The following is a 16,765-nucleotide window of genomic DNA, read 5'->3' on the forward strand; positions in this document are numbered from 1 at the left end:
GGCGCTTGACAGCTGTCGCGCACGGCCTCTACACGCTGGCAAACAACAATGTGCCAGGCGACTGAATGGCGGCCTTCCAGCGCATCCGAAGCCCGAACCGACAGGGAGGTCGTCGATGAGCCTGGGAAGCGTTGTCGTGACAGGTGCGGGCGACGGCATAGGACGCGCCATAGCGATCCGATTGGCCGCCGACGGCTGGAATGTCGTCGGCCTCGAACTTGACCGGGCGGCAGCCGAGGCGCTTGGCAAGACGCTTGGCAACGGCCATCATGCGGTGTGCGGCGACGCATCCGACCGCTCGGTGCTGAAAGCCGCCCGCGAGGCGGCGGAACAACTCGCGCCGTTGCGCGGATGGGTCAACAATGTCGGCATCGCCTTGATGGGCAATCTGCATGAACCCAATGAGCCCGAGGTCGAGCGTTTGTTCGCCGTCAACCTGATGTCGCATTTCTGGGGCTCGTCCGAAGCCATCCGGACGTGGGTTCGAGACCGGGCGACCGGTTCGATCGTCAATGTCTCCTCGGTGCATGGCCGCTCGGCCTTCAACATGTGGGCGGCCTATGATGTGGCCAAGGCCGGCATCGATGCGCTGACCCGCTATATCGCGGTCGAATACGGGCCGATCGGCATCCGCGCCAATGCGGTCGCGCCCGGCGCCGTCCGTACGGCGCTGGTGCAACGCGTGATCCGCGACAGCCCCGACAGCGCGGTGGCTGAAAAGGAAATGTCGATTCAGCATCCGCTCGAGCGCATCGGCGAGCCGGAGGAGATCGCGGCCGCCGTCTCGTGGCTGATTTCGTCCGAGGCCTCGTTCGTCACCGGCCAGTCGCTGGCCGTCGATGGCGGCTTGACCTCGCGCTGCTACCGCTATGCGCCCGACGCGCAACTGCTCGCCATGTACGGAAAGGGCTGAAGCCTTTGAAGCCAATCAGCCCGCCGGGGCGCGCCACGCTGAAGGACATTGCCCGCACTGTCGGCGTCGACGTTTCCACCGTTTCCAAGGTGCTCAACGACGGCGGCATCAGCGTGCGGCCGCAGACGCGCCAAGCAATCATCGACGAGGCAAGCCGGGTCAACTATCGCCCACATGCGCTTGCTCGCAACCTGCGCACCCAGCGCACCGGCGCACTCGGCATTCTGCTGCCCGACCTCACCAATCCAATCTATGCCGAGACGGTGCATGGTGCGATGCGCCAGGCCGAACGGTCCGGCTACGTCATGCTCATTGCCGAGGTTGCGGACGAGCGCACCTCCGCCGCCGCCTATATGCGGTTGGTCAGCGAACGCCGCATCGACGGGCTGATCATCGCCGTCAGCGCCGAAACCAGCGAGATGATCGCTGCCATCGAGAACAATCCGGTGCCGCACGTCTTCGTCAACCGCCGTTCCAGCATCGGCCGCAGCGTCACCGTCGACGACCAGGCTTCGGGACGGCTTGCCGCGCAGACCCTGATCGAGGCCGGCCATCGGCGCCTCGGCTTCATCGGCGCGTTGCCCGAACTCGACACCTCGCGACGCCGGCGCCATGGCTTCGTCGAAGTCTGCCAGGCTGCCGGCCTGCCGGCCGTCGTCGAAATCGCCGGCCCGGTCTCGCGCCGCGGTGGCTACGATGCCTTGCACAGGCTGCTCGATGAGGCGCAACGCCCGACCGGCGTCTTCGCCTTCAACATGCTGGTCGGCATCGGTGCGCTGGCGGCGGCCCGTGTGCGCGGCGTGCGCGTGCCGGACGATCTTTCGGTGGTCACGCTGGACGGCGAGGACGCCATCTTTACCGCGCCGCCGCTGACCGCCATCATTACCCCGCTCGCCGAAATGGGCGCGCGCGCCGTAGTCGAGCTCGAAGCCATGATCCAGGGGCGCGAACCGCAGGATGTCGTCATCGATATCCCGCCGAAGCTGGTTTACCGCGAATCCGTGGCGCCGCCGCCTCGCTAAAGCGGTTCATCGTTTCACGGAAACGCCGAACCGCTCTATCTCTTTGTTTCTACGCAATTCCGGACGGAAAACCGTTTCACACCTTTCCTGGAATTGCGCTAAAGCCTTCGCGGCTCAAGCCGTCGCCGGACCGGCGACGATGCCGCGGTCGTGCAGGCTTCCGATCTCGCCGTCGCTCAACCCCAGTTCGGTCAGGATCTCGTCGGTGTGCTCGCCAAGTACGGGCGCGCGGACTGCAGGAAGCCGTTCCACCGAGGAGAAATCCAGTGGCGAAGTCGGCGTCAGCAGCGATCCGAGACCGGGGTGATCGACCTTTGCGAACATCGGGTTGTCCGTCGAGCAGCGCGGATCCTCGACCAATAATTGCCGGAATGTCTGGTAAGGCCCCCACGAGACGCCGGATGCCGTGAAGATGCGCCGCACGTCGGCGAAGCTCCGTGCCGAAAACCACGGCGCCAGTAGGGCGGCGATCGCCTCGCGCGCCGCATAACGCCCGCCTTCGCTGTCGAGGTCGGCGCCGCTTGTTGCCGCGAGCTTTGCCGTGTCCAGCCCGGTCGCCTGCAGCAGTACGGCCCATTGCCGGCCGGTCAGCGCCATCACCATGACGCGGCGGTCGTCGGCGGTGAGGAAATCCCGCCCGAACGCACCATAGAGATAGTTGCCGTCCTTTTCGGCACTGCCTCCAAGTTCGGCCTGCGCCAGCCGACCGAGATTGCCGGTCATGGCCAGCGCTACGTCCGATAGCGCCAGTTTCACCAATGACCCGTTGCCGGTGCGGCTGCGGTGGCGGTCGGCGGCAAGCACGCCCACCGCCGCCATCTCGCCCATCGCGATGTCCCAGGCCGGCAGCACGCTATTGGTAGGCTCCGTGGCGCCGCGCGCGCCGGTGATTTCGGCAAAGCCGGTTGCCGCGTTGACGGTATAGTCGACCTCGCTGGTTCCATCATTGTTGCCGGTCAGCGCGATCATGATGACGTCGTTGCGCCGGTGCTTCAGGGCCTCGTAGGAGAGGGCGCCGCGCGCCGCAAAATTGGTCAGGAAGATGCCGTTGCCCGGCCCCGGTCTCGCGATCAGACTGGCCACGACGTCCTGCCCTTCGGGCGACTGCAGGTTGATCTGGATCGAACGCTTGCCCTTGTTCATGCCGGCCCAGAACAGGCTCTGGCCGTTGTCCGCCACTGGCCACCGGCCATGGTCGAGCCCACCGCCGATCTGGTCGTAGCGGATCACGTCGGCCCCCAATTGTGCCAGCGTCATGCCGCCGAGCGGTGCCGCCACGAAGGCCGAGCCCTCGACGATGCTAAGGCCGGCGAGAATGCCGCCGCTCATGCGAACAGCCCCACTGATCGCCAGTCGAGCACGTCGGAAATCCCGCCATCGGAAGCGGTCGCCCGCACCAGTGAGCGCAAATGCACCAGCCCACCGCCGCCGGGCAGAGGCTCGCAGTGCCCGATGCCGATTTCGGAGTGCAGCGTGTCGCCCTCGTGCACCGGCCCCAGATGATCGCAGTCCTGCCAGCCCAAAAAGGTGACCAGCGACGGCAGTGCACGGGTCAACTGTGCCGCTGCCAGCCCGATCGTATGGCCGCCATAGACGAGGCGCTGCCCCGTCTGGGTGCGGTCATGGTGGATCGTCGCCAGGTTCATCGTCAGCCGCGCCAGCTCCGGCGCGCTGCTCACCACATCGCCGCCGGCAAGGCGATGGATGGTGCCGGCGCTGAGATCGTTGAAATGCGGGCCAGGCACCGCCTTGCGGTAAGCGTCGAGGTTCCATCCGCCGATCGCCGCCGGCGCTCCCGTGAACTCGGATCGCGGCGGATCGGTTTCGCCCTGCGCGGCACCATCCCCTGCCTGTCTGGCCGGTAGTAGCGCGCACCGGCAGAAATCGAGTACCGGTCGGTCCTCCTGATCGCTGGTGGCGATCCGCATGGTGACCAGGCCGCGCGACGCACGCCCCGGCCTGGCGGCGGCGGACCGCAGCCCGATGATGGTGGTGACGGTCTTCAAACTGTCGCCGATCGCCGGCGCCCGGCGAAAGATCAGACCGCGGTAGAAGAGGTTGGCGATCGCCCGCTGCGTCACCAGCGTCGACTGGCCGATCGCCACGTCCCAGACCAGCGCCGGCGCGGCAAAAGGCTGCTTTAGTCCGGTCACGGATGCCGACAGTGCCGCATCGAAGGCCAGCCTCAGCCTGCCGCCGACGATTGCATGGTGGGCAGCGGCAAGGCCATCGCTCAGCCGCATCACCGGCGCTCCGTCGAAGCGGTCGCCGATGCGGAGATCCTCGTAGAACGGACCGTCGATGCCTGTTGCGGGGGGAGACGTGATCACGCTGCTGAACCTTCGTCAGCTTCGGCCCGGATCAGAAGGATGCGCTGCCAGCGGCCGCACCACCACCTTCAGCCAGGGGTAGAACGGCAGCGACGCGATCGCCTCATGCAGCGCGGTCGCGTCCGGCGCCTCCCAGATGCCGAAATTCGCCCATCGGCCCGGCTGACGCCACAGCCGGCGCACGATGCCGGCCGCGGCCAGTTCCTTGGCGCGACGGCCTTCTGCCGCGATCAGCTCCGCCTTTTGCAGGGGGTCGCCGTCGGGCGGGAAATTTACCTCTATTTCGACCAGAAATTCCATCTCTGGTCCCCTCCAGCCGAATGGGCGCCGACATGCGCCAGGATTTCGCCGAGATCCGGCGCCGGTGAGTCCAGCACCTCCATTGTCGCCCGCTCCACGGCATCGCTTATGTCGGCCTTAAGCTGGTCGAGACCGCCCGGCGCCAATATTTTTTCGCCGGCCAGCCGCTCTGCCAGGATGTCGATCGGGTCACGCTTCAGCCAGGCATCGAGCTCGCCGGCCGGCCGATAGGTCGCCGGGTCCGAACGTGAATGGCCGGAATAGCGATAGGTCTTCATTTCGATCAGTGTCGGCCCTTCGCCGCGGCGGGCGCGGGCGACGGCGGTCGCCATCGCCTCCGCCACCTTGTCGACATCCTGCCCGTCGGCGACGACGCCCGGCATATTGTAGCTCGCTGCACGTATGGCGATGTCCTCGACCGGGGTCGACAGCTGGATACGGGTGTATTCGCCGTAGAGATTGTTCTCGCAGACGAAGACCACCGGCAGCTTGCGGATCGCCGCGAAATTGAGCGACTCGTGGAAGGCGCCGATATTGGCCGAGCCGTCGCCGAAAATGGATACGGCGATGCGGTCCTTGCCGCGGGCGCGTGCCGCCATCGCCGCGCCGCAGGCGATCGGCAGGCCGGCGCCGACAATGGCGGCGGTCGGCAGCAGCCCGACCTCTGGCTCGACCAGATGCATGGAACCGCCGAGGCCACCGGCACAACCGATGACGCGGCCGCAGATCTCGCCGATAACCGCCGTTGGCGACACGCCGAGCGCCAACGCGTGGCCATGGCCGCGATAGGTGCAGGTCACGATGTCGTCGGGATCGATCGAGCGCGCGATGCCGACCGAGACGGCCTCCTGTCCACAGGCAAGATGTGTGCTGCCGCGGACATGTCCTTCGGCGAAGAGTTTCTGGATGCGCTCCTCGACCGCGCGGATCTCGACCATGCGCGTGAGCTGCTCCAGCCTGTTCTTCAAGGCCTCGCGCCGCACGATCGGCACATTCGAATTGGAGAGCGTCATGCTGCGTTCCTCCACCACGGCAGGGGTGGCTTGTTGGTCGAGACAAGCGTCGCGATCTGCTCGGCCACATAGGCCGGGCTCGGCAGGAAACGGGCTTCCAGCGCGCCGCTATAAGGTACGGGCGCTTCGGGAAGCGTGATACGATGCGGCGGCGCCTTCAGCCGGCCGAACGCTTCGATGGCGATCAACGAGACGACATCGCCGCCCCAGCCGCTGCCGGCCGGCGCCTCCTCGAGTGTCACTAGGCGGCCTGTGCGCGCAACCGATTCGGCAACACTCCGGCGGTCCCATGGCCACAGCGTCAGAAGGTCGACGACCTCGATATTGGCGTGGCTGGTTTCCGCTGCCGCGAGCGCCACCCGCCGCATCGCGCCGCAGGTGACGAGCGTCACGTCGCTGCCGGGCCGCGCGATCTCGGCCTGGCCGAGCGGAATGCGGTAGTTGCGGTCGAATTCGTATTCCTCGCGCTCGGCGTAAAGCACGCGCGGTTCGAGCACCACCACCGGATCCGGATCTTCGATCGCCGACCGCAGCAGGCCATAGGTCGTGCGCGCATTGCTGGTCACCGCGACCTTGAGGCCGGGCGTGCCGCGGAACCAGTGGTCGAGCATCTGCGAATGCTGGCAGCCAAACCCCTGGCCGGCGCCGGCTGACGCGCGCACGACGAGCGGCGTCGTCAGTCGGCCGCGCGACAGATAGCGCATCGTTGCCGCCTGCGTCGTCAACTGGTCGAGCGCGACGCCGATGAATTCGATGAACATCATCTCGACCACCGGCTTCAGGCCGCAGACGGCAGCACCGACCGCGGCACCCATGAACGCCATTTCCGAAATCGGTGTGTCGATCACCCGTTCGGGGCCGTGCGTGGCAAGCAGCCCCTCGGTCACCTTGAACGGACCCCCGGCGGCGGCGATGTCTTCACCCATGACGATGACGCTGGGGTCATCCGTCATTGCATCGTCAAGCGCCCGCAGAACCGCTTGCCGTATCCAGATTTTAGCCAAGGTTCAGACCTCCCAATGCACTGCTCGGATCGTCGATAGCGTCGGCGAAATCATCGCAGCGGAAAAGATTTGGAAACGTTTTTATCGGCACTGGCGTCATTCCGGTTTGTAGCTGCCGAAGGCTTGGGCACTTTCGATGAGCTCGACGCGGAAGCCGTCCGGGTCGATCAGGTAAACCGCCTTGCCGCCCTTGTTCGGCCCGATCGTCGGTGTCACCGGCGGCGACACGGATCTGACGCCTATCGCCGTCAGTTTTTCGTAGAACGATATGAGGTCATCGACGTTGAAGGCGATGTGGCCATTGCCGACATTGCCGTTATGCATGTCGACGGGAATCTGCTCGACATTGCGGTATTCCAGAAGCTCGAGGCAGACGTCGGTACCGGGCAGGCGCAGGATGGCGCTGTGCAGGTCGACTTCTGGATAGCCGACCAATTCGCCGATATAGGGCGCACGCGGGTTCCATTGGAACGCCAGCTCGAATCCGAGCACGTCGCGATAGAACGCGATCGAGCGGTCGAGCGAGCGCACGGTGAAGCCGGTGTGATGGGCTTTCGTGATCCTGGCCATTCCGTCTGCGCTCCTTGGTCAGGCGTTCAGATAGCCGTCGTCGCACATGACGACATGGCCGGTGACCAGTTCCGAGGCGTCGCTGGCGAGGAACACCGCCGTGCCGATCAGTTCGCGCGGCAAGCCGAGTCGCGGCCGCGGCATACGCGCCTTGATGAAATCGGCGGTGATCGAGCTTGTCGCTCCCGCCGCCCTGGTCAGCGGCGATTCCATCAGTGTCGGCCCGATGCCGTTGACCCTGACGCCGCGGTCGCGCCACTCGAGCGCCAGTGCGCGGGTGACCTGCAGGACGCCGCCCTTCGACGCGAGATAGGCGCTCGCCCAGGGATAGGCTTTGAACGAGCCGATCGAGGCGATGTTGATGATCGAGCCCTTGTTCTGGCCGAGCATCACTCCGCCAAAGGCCTGGCAGCAGAAATACGTGCCCTTCAGGTTGAGGTCGAGGATGAAGTTGAATTTGTCCTCGGGGAACTCCTCGGCCGGGCTGCGGAAGGCCGAGCCGGCGCTGTTGACCAGTATGTCGACATGGCCGTGACCGCGCTTGACCGCCTCGGCCAAGGCGAAGCACTGGTCGCGCTTGGTGACATCGAGGCTGGCGACCTCGGCTTTGCCACCCTGTTCGGCGATCGTTGCGCGCGTCGCTTCGGCGCCGGCCATGTTGATGTCGGCAACGATGACGGTGACGCCCAATTGCGCGTAGCCGATCGCGATCGCGGCACCCAGCCCGCTGCCGCCGCCGGTGACGACGGCGACGCGGCCGGAGAGGTCGAAGAGGCCCGCTGCATAATTGGCGGGAACGGTCTGGTCGTCGGTCATCGCTATGCCCGTGTCTAGGCCGCTCCACGGCGGCTTTGGTCAGTCGAGAATGTGGTCGGGATCCTGGTGCGGTTGGCTCAGCGCCCATTCCCGGTTGATCATGTCGCCGAAGCCAGGTTTGGCAGGAAGCGGCTTCATCAGCCCGCCCTTGATGATTTCGGGTTGCACCAGGCTGTCCGCATAGGGGTCGACGCCGCTCCACGGCACGCCCCATTCGACCGGCTTGTCGGAAAAGCCCCAGGCGCTGAACACCTGGCTGTGCACATGCGCGAACATGTGCGGACCGAAATCGACGCCCGCGGCAAGGCACTCGTCGATGATGGCGCGGCCGCCGGTAATCCCACCCATGCAGGTCAGGTCGACGCGCACGCGGTCGACGGAGCCGGCCATGATTAGCGCTTCGGGATAGTAGGAGCCGCCCTGTTCGTCGCCTTGCCAGATCGGCATCGGCACGCGTTTGCGCAGTTCGGCGAGCTTCCTGGCGTTTCCCGGCGGGAAGATGTCTTCGATGCAGCCCATATTGAGATCGGCGAGGCGGTTGGCATAGGCGGCAGCCGCGTCGACGTCCGAGAACATCCAGACCAGATCGGTGCCGAGCCAGGCGTCCGGCGCGTTCCTGCGCGCGGCGCGCAGCCGCGCTTCGGATTCATCCAGCGTGACGCCCATTGGCGCCTTGAACCGGCGCCAGCCCGCGGCATAGAGCCCTTTCACCTGCTCGCCGATCTGCTGCGGGTTCATCAGCGCCGGCGGGTAGCCGACGATCGCGGTTGCCGGCATTGGCGCGGTTGTTCCGCCGAGGAACTCGGCGATCGACTTGTCGGCTATCTTTGCTGCCGCGTCCCATGCGGCGAGGTCGACCTGCGACAGCGCGCGCAAGCCGACACCGGCGCTGTGCGAACCGTAGCTGCGCCCCTTGGCTGTCTTGAAGGTCTTTACGCGGTCGCCAACGTCGGTACCGATATAAACTGGGGCGATGCTCTTGCGGATCTGCTCGGCGCAGGCGCCATCCCGCGTCAGCGTGAACGACCAGCCCTCATGGCCGGACTGCGTGCGCAGCCGCACTACGACGAATTCCCTTTGCTTCATCACCCAGTCGCCAAAGATCACCGGCGCCGGCAATTGGCCCTGTATGGCGGCGACGCTGATATCGACGATAGTTGAAGGACCAGGCATTCCATCCCCTCCCAAGGACCCCGGCCGACCCGGGAAAGCGGAGCAACCATAGCCCCGCGAGGCGGTTTGGTCAACCGATTGATCTGGTGTGGTCAAACGATTGACATAGATTCTCGAATTGCCTAGTCTCGCGCCACAATTTCTGGTGCGGGACCGCTTTTGTCGGCAGTCGCCAACGGTGCGAAATGCGCTCCTGCATCGCCCGCGCCTGGCTGCTTGCAGGCCGGTGCGCAGGGAAGGGGTGTTGATGGGATCGATCAGCCTGCAGAAGGTCGGCAAGCTCTATGGCGCCGTTTCGGCGATCCATGGCGTCGACCTTGAGGTCGAGGACGGCGAGTTCGTCGTCTTCGTCGGCCCGTCCGGCTGCGGCAAGTCGACATTGTTGCGCATGATCGCTGGGCTGGAATCCATCACCACCGGCAAGATCAGCATCAATGGCAAGGTGATGAACGAGGTGTCGCCGCGCGATCGCGACATTGCCATGGTCTTCCAGAACTATGCGCTCTATCCGCAAATGACGGTGCGCGAGAACATCGCCTTCGCGCTGCAGTTGCGTAAATTTGCCAAGGCCGAGATCGACCGCCGCGTCAGCGAAGCGGCGCGAATTCTCGACCTCGCCGATCTGCTTGAGCGTAAGCCGCGCGAGCTCTCCGGCGGCCAGCGGCAGCGTGTCGCCATGGGCCGCGCCATTGTGCGCGATCCGGAGGCCTTTTTGCTCGACGAGCCGCTCTCCAATCTTGACGCGAAATTGCGCGTCCAGCTACGCGCCGAGCTCAGCCGCCTGCATGTGCGGCTCGGCGTCACCACAATCCATGTCACCCACGACCAGGTCGAAGCGATGACGCTCGGCAGCCGCGTCGCCGTCTTTTCGCGCGGCGCGCTGCAGCAGTACGACACGCCGCACGCGCTCTATCACGCGCCGTCCAACATTTTCGTTGCCGGTTTCATCGGCAGCCCGGCGATGAATTTCCTTGAGGCAACTGTAGTCGATGCCGGGCGCGGCAAGATGGTCGTGTCCATCGGCGACGGTCGGCTGGTTGTGACACCGAAGTCGGATGCCCACGACCTCCCGGCCGGCAGAACATTGCTGGTCGGCCTCCGGCCGGAGCACCTGTCATGGCGGCCTGCAGGCGAAGCTTCGGCCAGCGGGGGGGCAGCAAGCTGTCTGGCCGGCCGTGTCGAGCTGGTCGAACAGCTCGAACCTGAATCCTTCATCGCGGTGGCTCCAGCCAATCCCCAGGTCGTCATCCGCACCGCTGATGATTATTCGATCGGCACTCCCGCCGATCCGGCCGAGCTGGTGCGCCGGGATGCCCGCCTGATCGTGCTTCGCGTCAGCGCCGACAAGGTGCCGCGCCGCGACACGATGCTGGAACTCGTCATCGATGGTAGCCGCGCGCATCTCTTCGACGGCACCACGGGCAAGGCGCTGTGATGAGAACGCGTGCCGCCTCGAATTTCACCGAAGTCTTTGCGCTCGATCTTGGCGGGGGTCTTGTCGTCTGGCAACGAAGAAGTGGGTGTTTTCAAGCGCCCATCCGCCGCGAAGCCTGGCTGCCAGCCGGCGGACTTCCTTCAACCCTCGCCTTGCAGACGGAGAACTGACGATGCGTTCCACACTCAAGATGCCCAAGGTCGGCGATGCCGTCGATGAAGTCGTCATCAGCGAAATCCAGGCCAGCATCGGTGCCAAGATCACCGAGGGGCAAACCCTCTTCACGGTGGAGACCGACAAAACCCAGGTCGAAGTTCCCGCACCCTTCGCCGGAACCGTCATCGAGATATTGATCGCTGTCGGCGATGACGTGAGGACCGGCGCCCCGACCCTGGTGCTCGAGGTCTGACATGCCGAGGGTTCATTCGGCCCGCGACGAAAGGTTTGGCTCGTATCTCGACGACTACGAGATCGGCGACGTGTTCAAGCACTGGCCGGGCAAGACCGTTACCGAGGCCGATGACCACCTTTTTTGCCTGCTGACCATGGCGGCCAGCCCGCTCCACATTGACCGCCATTTCGCCGTGACCGAAATGGCGCAAGGCCGCAATGTCGTCGTCGGCACCTATGTCTACTCGCTGCTTCTCGGCATGAGCGTACCCGATATTTCCGGACGCGCGGTCGCCAATCTCGGCCTCAGCGAGCTGCGCCATCTCGCTCCGTTGTTCCATGGCGATACGCTCTATGGCGAGACCGAAATACTGGCGCAGCGTCCATCCGCCTCCAGGCAGGGCGAGGGGGTTTTGACCGTTCGCACGGATGGGTTCAACCAGGACCGGCTCAAAGTCTGCACATTCACGCGCTCGGTCCTGCTGCCGCTGCGCCCCGGGAAGGACGCGTGATGGACAAGCCGGCTCCGCCAGCGACCAAGACCGTGCCGAAGGCCGAAGCGTCGGGGCCGCTCGACGGCGTCCGCGTCATCGAGCTGGCCACCGTCGTAGCCGGGCCGGGTGCCGGCCGTTATCTTGCTGATTTCGGCGCGGAGGTCATCAAGGTCGAGGGGCCGGGTGGCGATCCGACCCGCCGCATGGGGTGGACCGGTCCGGGGGAAACGGATTCCTATTTCTGGAAACTGGTCAACCGAAACAAGCAGGTCATTGCGCTCGACCTCAAGACCGATACCGGCAAGGAAAATCTCTGGTCGCTGCTGCTCGACGCCAACGTACTGATCGAGAACATGCGGCCGGGCAAGCTCGAGGCGCTGGGTTTTGCGCCGGACGAACTGCTGCGCCGCAATCCCAGGCTGGTGATCCTGCGCATCACCGGTTTCGGCCAGGATGGTCCCTATGCCATGCATCCGGGCTTCGCCACGATTGCCGAGGCGATGAGTGGGTTTTCCGGGCTCCTCGGCGAGGCCGGGGGCCCGCCGCTGCTGCCGCCGATCGCCATGACCGACGAAGTCACCGCCCTTGTCGGCGCCTTTGCGGCGCTGGCGGCGCTGCGTCATGCCGAGCGGACAGGCGAAGGCCAGACAGTCGACGTCAATCTGCTCAACTCGATGTTCCAGATCATGGGGCCGTTACCGTCCGCCTATGCCCATCTCGGCTATCTGCAGCCGCGGCTCGGCTCCGGCATCCCCTACACCGTCCCGCGCGGCACCTATCGCTGCGCCGATGGCGTGTGGGTGGCGATTTCGAGCTCGTCCGATTCCGTCGCCCGCCGCGTCCTGGCCTTGATCGGTCACGGTGACGATCCCCGCTTTGCCGGCTTCCAGGCCCGCAGCCAGAACCGCGAGGCATTGGAGGCCTATGTCGCCGCCTGGGTCGCCGGCCGGCCATCCGAGGAGGTGCTGCGCGAGTTCCGCCGCGTCGATGCGGCAATCGCCAAGGTCCTCGACATGAGGGACATCTTTGACGACGAGCATTTCCGCGCCCGCGGTATGATCGCCGAAGTGGACGGCGTGGTGATGCAGAATGTCGTTGCCGGCATGTCGAAGACACCCGGCCGCCTGCGTCATCAGGGCCGTCCGTTCGACGCCGATACCGAGGCGGTGCTCGCCCGCTTCGCTGGGGGTCGGGGAGCCGCAAAGAAGCCGACGCAGAAGACCTGAACCACTTCAGTCCGGCGCGAGATTTCGGCGCAGCAATTTGCCGTTGGCGCTGCGCGGCAGGCTCGGCACGAAGAACACCTGTTTCGGCCGTTTGTAGGCGGCGAGCCTTTGCCCCGCCAGGGCGACGATATCTTCGGCGCTGACGCTGACGCCTGCCTTGCGCACGACATAGGCCGCGATGACCGAGACATCGTCGCGCACCCGGTGTTCGGCAACGGCGATCTCGGCGACGCCGGGGCAGGGCGCAAGCGCTGCCTCGACTTCCAGCGGCGAGACGCGGAAGTCGCCAGCATTCATCATGTCGCGTTCGATTTTCAGTTTCGCGACATGGAAAACCCGGATTCTGGCGGCGACAATACGCGACGTGGCGCGCGTTTCCGGCGTGTCCGTCGGAACCGTTTCGCGGAGCTTGAACGCGCCTGAGACTGTCAGGCCGGAGACGTTGGGGAAGGTACGCGCGGCAATCCAGTCGCTCGGCTTCCAGCCCGATTCGCGCGCCCAGAACATGCGCCGTCGAAACACCATGACGGTTGGTTTCGTCATCGACGACATTGCCAATCCCTGGCATGCCAGTTGCTTCAAGGCGGTGGACGCGGAAATGCGCCAGCGCGGCTATTCGCTTTACCTGATGAGCACCAACGGCCGCGCCACCGAGGAGGCGGCGGCGATCGACATGCTGCAGCATGGGCGGGCCGACGGCATGATCATGACCATCAACAACGAACAGGATGCGCGCACCATCAAGCGCTTGAAGGAGTTGCGGATTCCATCAGTACTGCTCGATCGCGACATTCCGCTCGAGATCGACGCGGTGCTGACCGAGCACGCCGCCGGGTTACGGCAGGCGACAAGCTATCTGATCGAACTCGGGCACCGTCGCATTGCCATCATCACGGCCGGCAGCGACATCAGGCCGGGCCGTGAACGGGGTGCGCGGCTTCGTCGAGGCGTTCCAGCGCAGCGGCCTGCCGGTGCCGCAGGACCTGATCCGCTCGCAAAGCCTCTCGGTGGACTTCGGTTTCCGCGAGGCCACCGCCCTGTTCCAGATGAAGGAGCGTCCAACCGCCATCATCGCCGCCGGCAACCGCATTCTGGTCGGCGTGCTGCGCGCCATCCAGCAGCAAGGCGTTTCGGTCCCGGGCGATATCTCGCTGATCGGCTGCGACAGGTCGGACGTCGCGCTGCTTTATCCCGGCCCGATCACGCTCATCGACCGGGCCGTCGAGGAGATCGGCCGCACCGCAGCACAGCTTCTGCTGGAGCGGCTCGGCCGCCAGAGCGAGCGGCCGGCGCAACGCATCGCCTTTCCGACCCATCTGATCCTCGGCGGCTCCTGCTTGCCCGTCCCGAAATAGAGGCGGTTCACGGCCTGGTTACTGCCGAATTGGATCGTTCTCTATTCAGATCAGGTCGGCTCTGGCGAGGTCGCGCATCAGATGGCTGGCGCCATAGGTCCAGTGCGGGCAGTCGGGTGACAGCCGCACGCGGTTGACCAAGGCGCCGAACTTCTCCGACGAGATGGTGACGATGTCGCCGACCTTGTGGGTAAAACCCTTGCCTTTTTCGCCGCGATCCTTCGACGGCACGAACATCGTGCCGAGATAGAGCGCGAGCCCGTCCGGGTACTGGTGGTGCGGCCCCATCGCGGCGGCGACCAACTCTTCCGGCGAACGGCTGATCTCGGCCATCGAACTGGCGCCCTCCAGCGAGAACCCGTCCTCGCCCTCGACCTTCAGCCGTACGACCGCCTTCTTCACGTCGCCGATGGAAAATGTCTCGTCGAACAGCCGGATAAAGGGGCCAAGTGCTGCCGAAGCGTTGTTGTCCTTGGCTTTGCCGAGCAGGAGCGCCGAGCGTCCCTCGACGTCGCGCAGATTGACGTCGTTGCCGATCGTCGCCCCGACAATCCTGCCGCTGCTGGCGGCAATCATGGCGATCTCCGGCTCCGGATTGTTCCATGTCGAAACCGGATGCAGGCCAACATCGGCGCCGAAGCCGACCGAGGCCATCGGCTGGCATTTGGTGAAGATCTCGGCATCGGGCCCGATGCCGACTTCCAGATATTGCGACCAGGCGCCGCGCGCGATCAGCTTGGCCTTGATCTCCATCGCTTCCGGCGAGCCGGGTTTGAGCTTCGACAGATCGTGGCCGATCAGCCCGGCGATGTCGGCTCGAATGGCGTCGGCCTTCTCCGCCGAGCCGCGCGCCTGTTCCTCGATGACGCGCTCGAGCAGGCTGACGACAAAGGTAACGCCAGACGCCTTGATCGCCTGCAGGTCGACGGGGGACAGCAGGTACGGCGTTCCCGGATCGCGCGCTGTCTCGAAACTGTTGGCGGCAATGGCTTCGAGCGGGCCGATCGGCCGCCCCTTGGCCGAGCGGACGTGTCCTGCCGGATCCGGCAATTCGCAAATGTCGCGTACGGTCGGTGCCACATTTGACGTGATGTCGAAGACCGTGCCGTCGCGCACCGTGACCACCAGCGGATGGGAAGCATCGCTCGTCCGGGCGCGGCCTACGAAGAGGCCCTCGGCGGGCAAATGTGTGGCGTTCGTCATGACTTGCGTTTCCTGTTGTCTTGTCCTTTGGCCGCGGCACTTTCAACAAATTCCCGCCAAACGTCTATCCCGCTTCCAGGGTGAGCTTTGTCAATTCTTTCCAGCGGTCTTCGCATCGCTGGACCTTGATCGAGCCTGACGTGCGCCCATGGCCATGGAAAACGCTCTTTCAAAATAATGAAACCGTCGCTAGGGTTTTCACTTACTGAAATCTCCAGGTGACGCTTGCGCTTACGGTTTTCCGATCCAATCTGGCAAAAGCCGCGGACAGCAACCGCGTTCCAGTCGCTTTTTCCAGCCGGCCGACGCGTCGATGTCGTCATCGTCGGCGGCGGCATCATGGGGCTGTCGACGGCCTTGCACGCCGCCCGGCTCGGTCTTGCCGTCCAGGTGCTGGACGCCGGCGAAATCGGCAATGGCGCATCCGGCCTGAACGGCGGTCAGGTCATTCCCTGCCTGAAATACGATCCGGACTGGCTGCTGGAGCATTTTGGTCTGGAGCGCGGCGAAGCGCTCGTCAACTTTGCCGCCTCGACCGCTGACACCGTCTTCGAATTGATCCGCGACGAAGGACTGGCGGTGCCGTTCGTCCGTAATGGCTGGATCCAGGCGGCGCATACCGGTACCGCGCTAAAAGCGGCGGCAAACCGGGATCGGCAGTGGCGCGCCCGCGGCGCCGATGTCCGGCTGCTGAGCGCGACGGAGATTGCGACGATGACCGGCGCGCAAGGCTATCTCGGCGGCTGGCTCGATCGCCGCGCCGGTGTCATCGATCCGCTCGCCTACACGTCGGAACTGGCGCGCGTCGCTGCCGCGGCGGGCGTGAAGATCGCCGAACGCCAGAACGTGATGCAGATCAGCAAGGGTGCTGGCATTTGGCACGTTTCGGCGGAAAGCGGCGCCGAACTGAAGGCCAAGGCGGTCGTTCTGGCGACCAACGCCTATACCGGCGGCCTGCTTCCCGGCCTCGCCGAGACGATCGTTCCGCTGCATTCCTTCCAGATCGCGACAGCGCCGCTATCGTCCAATCTCGCTGCGGCGATCCTGCCGGAAGGGCAGCCGGTTTCGGATTCGCGCCGCATCCTCGTCTATTACCGCAAGAGTGCCGACGGCCGGCTGGTGCTCGGCGGGCGCGGCCGCATGGCTTTGCCGAACGGCCCGGCCGACTGGGCGCATCTTGAACGCGCGCTGCTGCGGCTTTATCCGGCGCTGTCAGACATTGCCATTGAAAAGCGGTGGTTCGGCCGGGTGGCAATGACGCCGGACCATCTCCCGCATATCCACGAGCCAGAGAAGGGTCTGCTGGCGGTCGTCGGCTGCCAGGGCCGCGGCATCGGCCTGATGACCGCGCTTGGCGAGCGCATCGCCTCCTATCTGTCGAGCGGCGACACCAGGCAATTGCCGTTCCCGATATCGCCGATCCGGCCGATCCCTTTTCACGCGTTTCGGCAGGTCGGCGTTGCCGCGACCATCGCCTGGTACCGGATGCTGGACGCGTTCGAACGCTGACTTTCATTCCCA

18 protein-coding genes and 1 pseudogene are annotated in these 16,765 nt (G+C 65.2%); 9 read left to right on the top strand and 10 right to left on the bottom strand.

The window, feature by feature from the left end; translation table 11 throughout:
* Nucleotides 1–115 precede the first annotated feature (115 nt).
* Nucleotides 116–913: an SDR family NAD(P)-dependent oxidoreductase gene (locus NKJ09_RS05445; RefSeq protein WP_023716813.1), complete on the top strand. Its 798-nt coding sequence runs from the start codon at nt 116–118 to the stop codon at nt 911–913.
* A gap of 5 nt (nt 914–918) precedes the next feature.
* Complete coding sequence (locus NKJ09_RS05450) at nt 919–1,935, top strand: LacI family DNA-binding transcriptional regulator (RefSeq protein ID WP_352484090.1); 1,017 nt, start codon at nt 919–921, stop codon at nt 1,933–1,935.
* Between the two features lie 114 nt (nt 1,936–2,049).
* On the opposite strand, the gene NKJ09_RS05455 is transcribed toward NKJ09_RS05450, so the two are convergent.
* The 8 genes from NKJ09_RS05455 to NKJ09_RS05490 all read right to left on the bottom strand — a co-directional run bounded on the left by NKJ09_RS05455 (nt 2,050) and on the right by NKJ09_RS05490 (nt 9,141).
* Nucleotides 2,050–3,264 carry a CoA transferase gene (locus NKJ09_RS05455; protein ID WP_352494003.1) on the bottom strand — a complete coding sequence of 405 codons (1,215 nt, stop codon included), beginning with the start codon at nt 3,262–3,264 and terminating at the stop codon, nt 2,050–2,052.
* Complete coding sequence (locus NKJ09_RS05460; protein ID WP_352494004.1) at nt 3,261–4,265, bottom strand: MaoC family dehydratase; 1,005 nt, start codon at nt 4,263–4,265, stop codon at nt 3,261–3,263. The genes NKJ09_RS05455 and NKJ09_RS05460 overlap by 4 nt, the downstream gene beginning before the upstream one ends.
* A gap of 15 nt (nt 4,266–4,280) precedes the next feature.
* Nucleotides 4,281–4,565 carry a muconolactone Delta-isomerase family protein gene (locus NKJ09_RS05465; protein WP_352494005.1) on the bottom strand — a complete coding sequence of 95 codons (285 nt, stop codon included), beginning with the start codon at nt 4,563–4,565 and terminating at the stop codon, nt 4,281–4,283.
* A complete protein-coding gene (locus NKJ09_RS05470; RefSeq protein WP_352494006.1) occupies nt 4,544–5,578 on the bottom strand; it encodes a thiamine pyrophosphate-dependent dehydrogenase E1 component subunit alpha in 1,035 nt (344 codons plus the stop codon). The genes NKJ09_RS05465 and NKJ09_RS05470 overlap by 22 nt, the downstream gene beginning before the upstream one ends.
* Nucleotides 5,575–6,582, bottom strand: coding sequence for an alpha-ketoacid dehydrogenase subunit beta (locus NKJ09_RS05475; protein WP_352494007.1), 1,008 nt, complete (start codon nt 6,580–6,582; stop codon nt 5,575–5,577). Before NKJ09_RS05475 ends, NKJ09_RS05470 begins: the two co-directional genes overlap by 4 nt.
* Before the next feature lie 96 nt (nt 6,583–6,678).
* Nucleotides 6,679–7,152 carry a VOC family protein gene (locus tag NKJ09_RS05480; protein ID WP_352494008.1) on the bottom strand — a complete coding sequence of 158 codons (474 nt, stop codon included), beginning with the start codon at nt 7,150–7,152 and terminating at the stop codon, nt 6,679–6,681.
* 18 nt (nt 7,153–7,170) lie between these two features.
* On the bottom strand, nt 7,171–7,968 hold the full coding sequence (locus tag NKJ09_RS05485; RefSeq protein WP_352494009.1) for an SDR family NAD(P)-dependent oxidoreductase: 798 nt from the start codon (nt 7,966–7,968) through the stop codon (nt 7,171–7,173).
* A 39-nt stretch (nt 7,969–8,007) separates the two neighbouring features.
* Nucleotides 8,008–9,141 carry an enolase C-terminal domain-like protein gene (locus NKJ09_RS05490; RefSeq protein WP_352494010.1) on the bottom strand — a complete coding sequence of 378 codons (1,134 nt, stop codon included), beginning with the start codon at nt 9,139–9,141 and terminating at the stop codon, nt 8,008–8,010.
* A 247-nt stretch (nt 9,142–9,388) separates the two neighbouring features.
* Here NKJ09_RS05490 and NKJ09_RS05495 point away from each other — a divergent pair, with 247 nt between their 5' ends.
* From NKJ09_RS05495 to NKJ09_RS05510, 4 genes are all read left to right on the top strand, one after another.
* Nucleotides 9,389–10,576, top strand: a complete 1,188-nt coding sequence (locus NKJ09_RS05495; RefSeq protein ID WP_352494011.1) for an ABC transporter ATP-binding protein — start codon at nt 9,389–9,391, stop codon at nt 10,574–10,576.
* A 172-nt stretch (nt 10,577–10,748) separates the two neighbouring features.
* The gene (locus NKJ09_RS05500) at nt 10,749–10,985 is read left to right on the top strand and encodes a biotin/lipoyl-containing protein (RefSeq protein WP_023716824.1); all 237 of its coding nucleotides are present in this window, start codon (nt 10,749–10,751) and stop codon (nt 10,983–10,985) included.
* Between the two features lies 1 nt (nt 10,986).
* Nucleotides 10,987–11,478, top strand: coding sequence for a MaoC family dehydratase (locus NKJ09_RS05505; RefSeq protein WP_352494012.1), 492 nt, complete (start codon nt 10,987–10,989; stop codon nt 11,476–11,478).
* On the top strand, nt 11,478–12,686 hold the full coding sequence (locus NKJ09_RS05510; protein WP_352484086.1) for a CaiB/BaiF CoA transferase family protein: 1,209 nt from the start codon (nt 11,478–11,480) through the stop codon (nt 12,684–12,686). Before NKJ09_RS05505 ends, NKJ09_RS05510 begins: the two co-directional genes overlap by 1 nt.
* A 6-nt stretch (nt 12,687–12,692) precedes the next feature.
* On the opposite strand, the gene NKJ09_RS05515 is transcribed toward NKJ09_RS05510, so the two are convergent.
* Entirely contained in the window at nt 12,693–12,986 is a 294-nt protein-coding gene (locus tag NKJ09_RS05515; RefSeq protein WP_352494032.1) for an AMP-binding enzyme, read from the bottom strand.
* Between NKJ09_RS05515 and NKJ09_RS05520 the strand changes: the two are divergent.
* Both NKJ09_RS05520 and NKJ09_RS05525 read left to right on the top strand, forming a co-directional pair.
* Nucleotides 12,985–13,521: pseudogene (locus NKJ09_RS05520) on the top strand (LacI family DNA-binding transcriptional regulator); the annotation flags it as partial. The gene NKJ09_RS05515 and the pseudogene NKJ09_RS05520 overlap by 2 nt on opposite strands.
* Before the next feature lie 85 nt (nt 13,522–13,606).
* The gene (locus NKJ09_RS05525) at nt 13,607–14,041 is read left to right on the top strand and encodes a substrate-binding domain-containing protein (RefSeq protein WP_352494013.1); all 435 of its coding nucleotides are present in this window, start codon (nt 13,607–13,609) and stop codon (nt 14,039–14,041) included.
* 45 nt (nt 14,042–14,086) lie between these two features.
* On the opposite strand, the gene NKJ09_RS05530 is transcribed toward NKJ09_RS05525, so the two are convergent.
* Nucleotides 14,087–15,244 (bottom strand): fumarylacetoacetate hydrolase family protein, encoded by a 1,158-nt coding sequence (locus NKJ09_RS05530; RefSeq protein WP_023716830.1) that lies wholly within the window; start codon nt 15,242–15,244, stop codon nt 14,087–14,089.
* Between the two features lie 225 nt (nt 15,245–15,469).
* Here NKJ09_RS05530 and NKJ09_RS05535 point away from each other — a divergent pair, with 225 nt between their 5' ends.
* A complete protein-coding gene (locus NKJ09_RS05535) occupies nt 15,470–16,753 on the top strand; it encodes an NAD(P)/FAD-dependent oxidoreductase (RefSeq protein WP_352494014.1) in 1,284 nt (427 codons plus the stop codon).
* Nucleotides 16,754–16,765: the final 12 nt, after the last annotated feature.

It is taken from the genome of Mesorhizobium sp. M0189, assembly GCF_040322135.1.
In the GTDB taxonomy this organism is placed as follows: Bacteria; Pseudomonadota; Alphaproteobacteria; order Rhizobiales; family Rhizobiaceae; genus Mesorhizobium.

Excerpts from the sequence above, each read along its gene's own strand:
- NKJ09_RS05510 (WP_352484086.1), top strand. The coding sequence starts at position 11,478 with ATGGACAAGCCGGCTCCGCCAGCGACCAAGACCGTGCCGAAGGCCGAA.
- NKJ09_RS05485 (WP_352494009.1), bottom strand. The coding sequence starts at position 7,968 with ATGACCGACGACCAGACCGTTCCCGCCAATTATGCAGCGGGCCTCTTC.
- NKJ09_RS05470 (WP_352494006.1), bottom strand. The coding sequence starts at position 5,578 with ATGACGCTCTCCAATTCGAATGTGCCGATCGTGCGGCGCGAGGCCTTG.
- NKJ09_RS05500 (WP_023716824.1), top strand. The coding sequence starts at position 10,749 with ATGCGTTCCACACTCAAGATGCCCAAGGTCGGCGATGCCGTCGATGAA.
- NKJ09_RS05530 (WP_023716830.1), bottom strand. The coding sequence starts at position 15,244 with ATGACGAACGCCACACATTTGCCCGCCGAGGGCCTCTTCGTAGGCCGC.
- NKJ09_RS05480 (WP_352494008.1), bottom strand. The coding sequence starts at position 7,152 with ATGGCCAGGATCACGAAAGCCCATCACACCGGCTTCACCGTGCGCTCG.
- NKJ09_RS05515 (WP_352494032.1), bottom strand. The coding sequence starts at position 12,986 with ATGATGAATGCTGGCGACTTCCGCGTCTCGCCGCTGGAAGTCGAGGCA.
- NKJ09_RS05445 (WP_023716813.1), top strand. The coding sequence starts at position 116 with ATGAGCCTGGGAAGCGTTGTCGTGACAGGTGCGGGCGACGGCATAGGA.
- NKJ09_RS05495 (WP_352494011.1), top strand. The coding sequence starts at position 9,389 with ATGGGATCGATCAGCCTGCAGAAGGTCGGCAAGCTCTATGGCGCCGTT.
- NKJ09_RS05505 (WP_352494012.1), top strand. The coding sequence starts at position 10,987 with ATGCCGAGGGTTCATTCGGCCCGCGACGAAAGGTTTGGCTCGTATCTC.
- NKJ09_RS05455 (WP_352494003.1), bottom strand. The coding sequence starts at position 3,264 with ATGAGCGGCGGCATTCTCGCCGGCCTTAGCATCGTCGAGGGCTCGGCC.
- NKJ09_RS05465 (WP_352494005.1), bottom strand. The coding sequence starts at position 4,565 with ATGGAATTTCTGGTCGAAATAGAGGTAAATTTCCCGCCCGACGGCGAC.
- NKJ09_RS05490 (WP_352494010.1), bottom strand. The coding sequence starts at position 9,141 with ATGCCTGGTCCTTCAACTATCGTCGATATCAGCGTCGCCGCCATACAG.